Below are 4,489 nucleotides of genomic sequence, written 5' to 3'. Positions count from 1 at the left end.
GACGACGGTGGTCAGCCAGCCACCGAGGTTGTCCACCTCGCCGGAGTCCGACCGGCTCAGGCGCAGCCAAGCCTCCTGCACGGCGTCGTCCGCCTCGCTCAGCGAACCGAGCATCCGGTACGCCACCGCCCTCAGATGCGTCCGGTGTCCTTCGAAGCGCCGCGCCAGCCAGTCGTGTTCGTCCACGTTCCCCATCCTTCATCGCTCAGTCGTAACCCTGACGCGTGGGGGAACGGAGATGTGACAGGCCTTCAGCCGCGGGTGCCGGCCTGGATCGCCGAAGTCCGCATCGCCTTCGCCGCCGCGCCCACATGCGAACCGAGCGTCAGGACCACGGTGATCGCGACGACGGCGAGATAGACCCCGATCGCCTCGTCCGGCACCGGGCTCCCGGTCCTGGCGACGCTGTACGGGACGACGGTGACGACGGCGGAGAACGAGCCGAACAGGACGCCGACCGCCACCAGGACGGTGCCTTCGGTGCCGACAAGCCGCAGGACCTGCGAAGGTGTCGAACCGATGAGCCGCTGCTGCCCGAACTCACGGCGGCGTCCGATGACCGCGGCCACGACGGTGTTCACCAGCATCACGGCGGCGAACAGTGCGATCATGCCGACGACGACGTAGTTCAGGGTCTCGATGCTGTTCGCGATCGTCGCGGGCGTGGTGCCCACGGAGTTCTCGATGGCCTGCATGTACAGCGTCCCGGTCGCGATGCCGGTGAACAGGATGATCGGCACCAGCACCCCGGCCAGCTGACGGCCGCGGACGCGCAGATGCGCCGCCGTCAGCTGACCGCTGACGCCCGCTCGCCGCAGCGGAGTGGCGAGGACCGCGGCGATCGGGCCGAGCAGCGCGGGGGAGAGGAGCGCGAATCCGATCGCGGCGAGGATCGCGCCCTGGCCGCCGACCGCCATCAACGCGGGTTCCGTCCCGGTGAACACGGTCATCGTCAGCACCCCGCAGCCGAGCCCGGTAGCCAGGACGATCGCGGCGGCGATCATCCGGAGCCGGCTGGTCGGCCGGGTGTCGATCCCTGCCTCGCGAATCGCCTCGATGGCCCCGCGCCGGGTCACTTGCCGTGCGGCGACCGTCGCGGCGACGAGCGCGGCGATAAGGGTGATGCCGGTGCCCATGGACACCGCGATCAGACCGAACCGCGCCTCCAGCCCGGCCGGTATGCGGCCCGTCTCACCGAGCAGCGTGACCAGCCACCGCCCCGCGAAGACCGACGGAGCGACTGCCGTGGCCGAGGCGAGGACGGCGACGACCGCCGCTTCGCCGACGATCATCCGACCGATCTGCGACGGCGTCGCGCCGGCGCTCTTCAGCAACGCCATCTCCGCCGCACGCTGCCGGATCAGCAGGGAGAGCGTCGAAAGCGTGGCGAACAGGACGATCACCAGTCCCCAGCCGCCGACGACACTCGCCATGATCAGCAAGGTCTTCGCGGTCTCCGGATCGGCGGTCGCCCGAGTGTCCAAAAGGGACGCGAACGTCATCAGGATCGTGGCGCCGAAGAACATCGCGACGAAACTCGCGACGAATCGGGTGGGACGGCGGCGGAGCGACGAGAACGCCAGCTTGGTCGCGATCATGCGGAAGGTCCTCCCCAGGCTTTTGCCGCCAGGTTAGGGAGCACCGACGGCGCCGGACATGGGACAGGCCCCCGGGAGCGAGGTAGGGGCGGCCCTACCGCCGCGGATAGCCACCGTCGACCTCCTTCACCGGTTTGTGGGGGAAGCGGCGTTCGGCGTAGGCCTTCGCCGGGGAACCTTCCCGCACGTACAACGTCTCCACCTTGTCCTGCAACGGTTTCACCACGGTGCCGAGGAAGCCGCGCCGGTCTTCGAGGTAAGGCCCGAGCACGTCCTCGCCCGCCGGGCAGACCGCCATGCAGTACGCGGCCTTGTAGTTCGGCTTGAACGCGAGGCTCTGCCACATCGACACGTTCTCCGAGTCGGACACCCTGGAGCGGAAGTCGGCGGCGTCCTCGCTGTCGGCCACGGTCTGCGCCCAGTCGGTGAAGCCGCTCATGAACTCGCGGTAGTTGTGCGTCGAACAGGCGAGGAAGTCGAACTCGCCGGTCTTCGAGATCGCGCCGATCGGGCAGGCCGCGACGCACAGCTTGCACTCCAGGCAAGGGTTGTAGTCGATCTCCTCGCCGTAGGCGGACACCTCGGCGTCGACCAGCAGGGTCGCCAGCAGCACGAAGTTGCCGAATTTCGGGTGGATGGCGTTGCGGTGCAGCCCCATGGCGCCGAGTCCGGCCGCGACGGCGACCGTCTTGTGCGCGACGACCCAGATCCGGCCGGGGTAGTGCTCCATCTCCATCGGGAACGTCGCCGACGGGTTGATCGCGCGATACCCGGCGTCCTGCAGGGTCCGGACGATCGTGTGCCCCGCCTCGTTGATGATCTCGCCGGTGCGATGGAACTCCTGATTGGCGACGCTGCGGGCGGGGGAGCGGACGTCGTCCCGGTTCATCCGCGCCACGAGCGAGACGAGGGTCTTCGTGCCGGGCAGTGCGCGCTCGACGTGCTCGCGCTCGCCCGCCAGATCCGGATGGTCGAGGGAGACGGCGGCCGCGTCGTCGGCGCCGGCGGCGAGACAGATCTCCTTGAGCCAGGCGGCGTCGATGACCGGCGACGGTTTGTCGCGCGGTTTGGCGAGCACTGCCTGCACCGAGGGATGATCCTTCAGCTTTCTGGGGAGCCGGTCGGTCACAGCGCCTCCAGGATGGTCGCGTTCGCCTGGCCGCCGCCTTCGCACATCGCCTGCAGGCCGTACCGGGCGCCGTGGTGGTGGAGCGCGTTGACCAGCGTGCCCATCAGCCGGGTCCCGCTCGCGCCGAGCGGATGGCCGAGCGCGATCGCGCCGCCGTGGACGTTCACCTTGGCCGGGTCGGCGCCGGTTTCCTGCTGCCACGCCAGCACGACACTGGCGAAGGCCTCGTTGATCTCGAACAGGCCGATGTCCGCGAGGCTCAGCCCTGCGCGCCGCAGTACCTTCTCCGTCGCCGGGATGACGCCGGTGAGCATGAGCAGGGGGTCGGAGCCGGTGACCGCGAAACTGTGCAGCCGGGCGCGCGGCCGGAGGCCCAGCCTCGCCGCGGTTTCGCTGGAGGTGATGAGCACGGCCGAGGCACCGTCGTTGATGGGGCTGCTGTTGCCCGCGGTCACCGACCAGTCGATCTGCGGGAAGCGCGCGGCCGCGTCCGCGTCATGGAACGCCGGGCGCAACTTGGCGAGGGTTTCGAGGTCGGTGCCCGGCCGGACGGATTCGTCGGTGGACACCCGGCCCGAGGGCGTCTCGATCGGCACGATCTGGCTCGCGAACCGGCCGAGTTCGTGTGCCCGCGCCGCCTTCCGATGCGAGGACATCGCGAATTCGTCCATCGCTTCCCGGCTGAGCGACCACTTCGCGGCGATGAGTTCGGCGCTGATCCCTTGGGGGATCAGGCCTTCCGGATAGCGCTCCGCCACGCCGGGGCCGAGCGGATCGGTGCCCGGCAGCACGTTGGACCACATCGGGACCCGGCTCATGGACTCGACACCGCAGGCGATGACGACGTCGTACGCGCCGGCCATCACCCCTTGCGCGGCGAAGTGCACCGCCTGCTGGCTGCTCCCGCACTGCCGGTCGACGGTGGTCGCGGGCACGCTTTCCGGCAGCCCGGCGGCGAGTGCGGCCCACCGCGTGACGTTCTGGGCCTGCTCGCCGACCTGGTCGACCGCGCCGCCGATGACGTCGTCGATCAGCTCGGGGTCGAGCCCGTTGCGCTCGACGAGTGCTCGCAACGTGTGGGCGAGCAGCTGGACCGGGTGGATCTCGTGCAGGGCGCCCCCGGGCTTGCCCTTGCCGATCGGGGTACGGACGGCGTCGACGATGACCGCGTCGTGCACGGCTGCCTCCAGTAGTGAGTTGGGATCTCCAACTCACTGTCGCACCGAGTGGGTTGGAAATCAAGACTCACTGGGTTTACGCTGGTCGTATGACCGAAGGGCCGAGGGACTGCTCGATCGCCAACGCGATGGAGGTGATCGGGGAGCGCTGGAGCCTGCTCGCACTGCGGGAGGTGTTCTTCGGGGCGCGGCGGTTCGACCAGATCGTCCGCAACACCGGGGCGAGCCGGGACATCCTGACCGCGCGGCTGCGGAAGCTCGTCGAGACGGGGATCCTCGAGAAACGGCTCTACGAAGAGCATCCGCCGCGCTACGAGTACGTGCTCACGGAGGCGGGGCACGCGCTCAACCACGTGCTGCTGAACCTGATGGCGTGGGGCGACACGTATGTCACTGAGGGGCCGCCGCCGACGGTGTGGCGGCATTCGTGCGGTGAGGTGCTCGCGCCGGAGACGGTGTGCGCGCACTGTCACGAACCGGTGCGGGAGAGGGACATGACGCTGGTGCGGAGCACGCGCCGATCCTGAGCTGTCCGTGAACGAAGACGTGACTCACGTGATCGGGGGCGTGACTCGCGTGATTGG

5 protein-coding genes are annotated in these 4,489 nt (G+C 69.3%); 1 reads left to right on the top strand and 4 read right to left on the bottom strand.

From position 1 onward, the window contains the following. The 4 genes from AVR91_RS43845 to AVR91_RS19790 all read right to left on the bottom strand — a co-directional run. Positions 1-186: sigma factor (locus AVR91_RS43845; protein WP_323807893.1), on the bottom strand; the 186-nt coding region annotated here is incomplete at its 3' end. Between the two features lie 65 nt (positions 187-251). Beyond that, the gene (locus AVR91_RS19800) at positions 252-1,598 is read right to left on the bottom strand and encodes an FtsX-like permease family protein (RefSeq protein ID WP_063273700.1); all 1,347 of its coding nucleotides are present in this window, start codon (positions 1,596-1,598) and stop codon (positions 252-254) included. Positions 1,599-1,692: 94 nt separating this feature from the next. Then, positions 1,693-2,727, bottom strand: a complete 1,035-nt coding sequence (locus AVR91_RS19795) for a 4Fe-4S binding protein (protein WP_063273701.1) — start codon at positions 2,725-2,727, stop codon at positions 1,693-1,695. After that, positions 2,724-3,905 (bottom strand): thiolase family protein, encoded by a 1,182-nt coding sequence (locus AVR91_RS19790; RefSeq protein ID WP_063273702.1) that lies wholly within the window; start codon positions 3,903-3,905, stop codon positions 2,724-2,726. The genes AVR91_RS19795 and AVR91_RS19790 overlap by 4 nt, the downstream gene beginning before the upstream one ends. Before the next feature lie 89 nt (positions 3,906-3,994). On the opposite strand from AVR91_RS19790, the gene AVR91_RS19785 reads away from it, so the two are divergent. Next, positions 3,995-4,432 (top strand): winged helix-turn-helix transcriptional regulator, encoded by a 438-nt coding sequence (locus AVR91_RS19785; RefSeq protein ID WP_063273703.1) that lies wholly within the window; start codon positions 3,995-3,997, stop codon positions 4,430-4,432. Positions 4,433-4,489: the final 57 nt, after the last annotated feature.

The sequence above is a fragment of the Amycolatopsis keratiniphila subsp. keratiniphila genome (assembly GCF_001620365.2).
Classification (GTDB): domain Bacteria; phylum Actinomycetota; class Actinomycetes; order Mycobacteriales; family Pseudonocardiaceae; genus Amycolatopsis; species Amycolatopsis keratiniphila.
The sequence above is the reverse complement of the archived record's forward strand: the minus strand, read 5'-3'. Positions and strand labels throughout refer to the sequence as shown.

Excerpts from the sequence above, each read along its gene's own strand:
- AVR91_RS19800 (WP_063273700.1), bottom strand. The coding sequence starts at position 1,598 with ATGATCGCGACCAAGCTGGCGTTCTCGTCGCTCCGCCGCCGTCCCACC.
- AVR91_RS19785 (WP_063273703.1), top strand. The coding sequence starts at position 3,995 with ATGACCGAAGGGCCGAGGGACTGCTCGATCGCCAACGCGATGGAGGTG.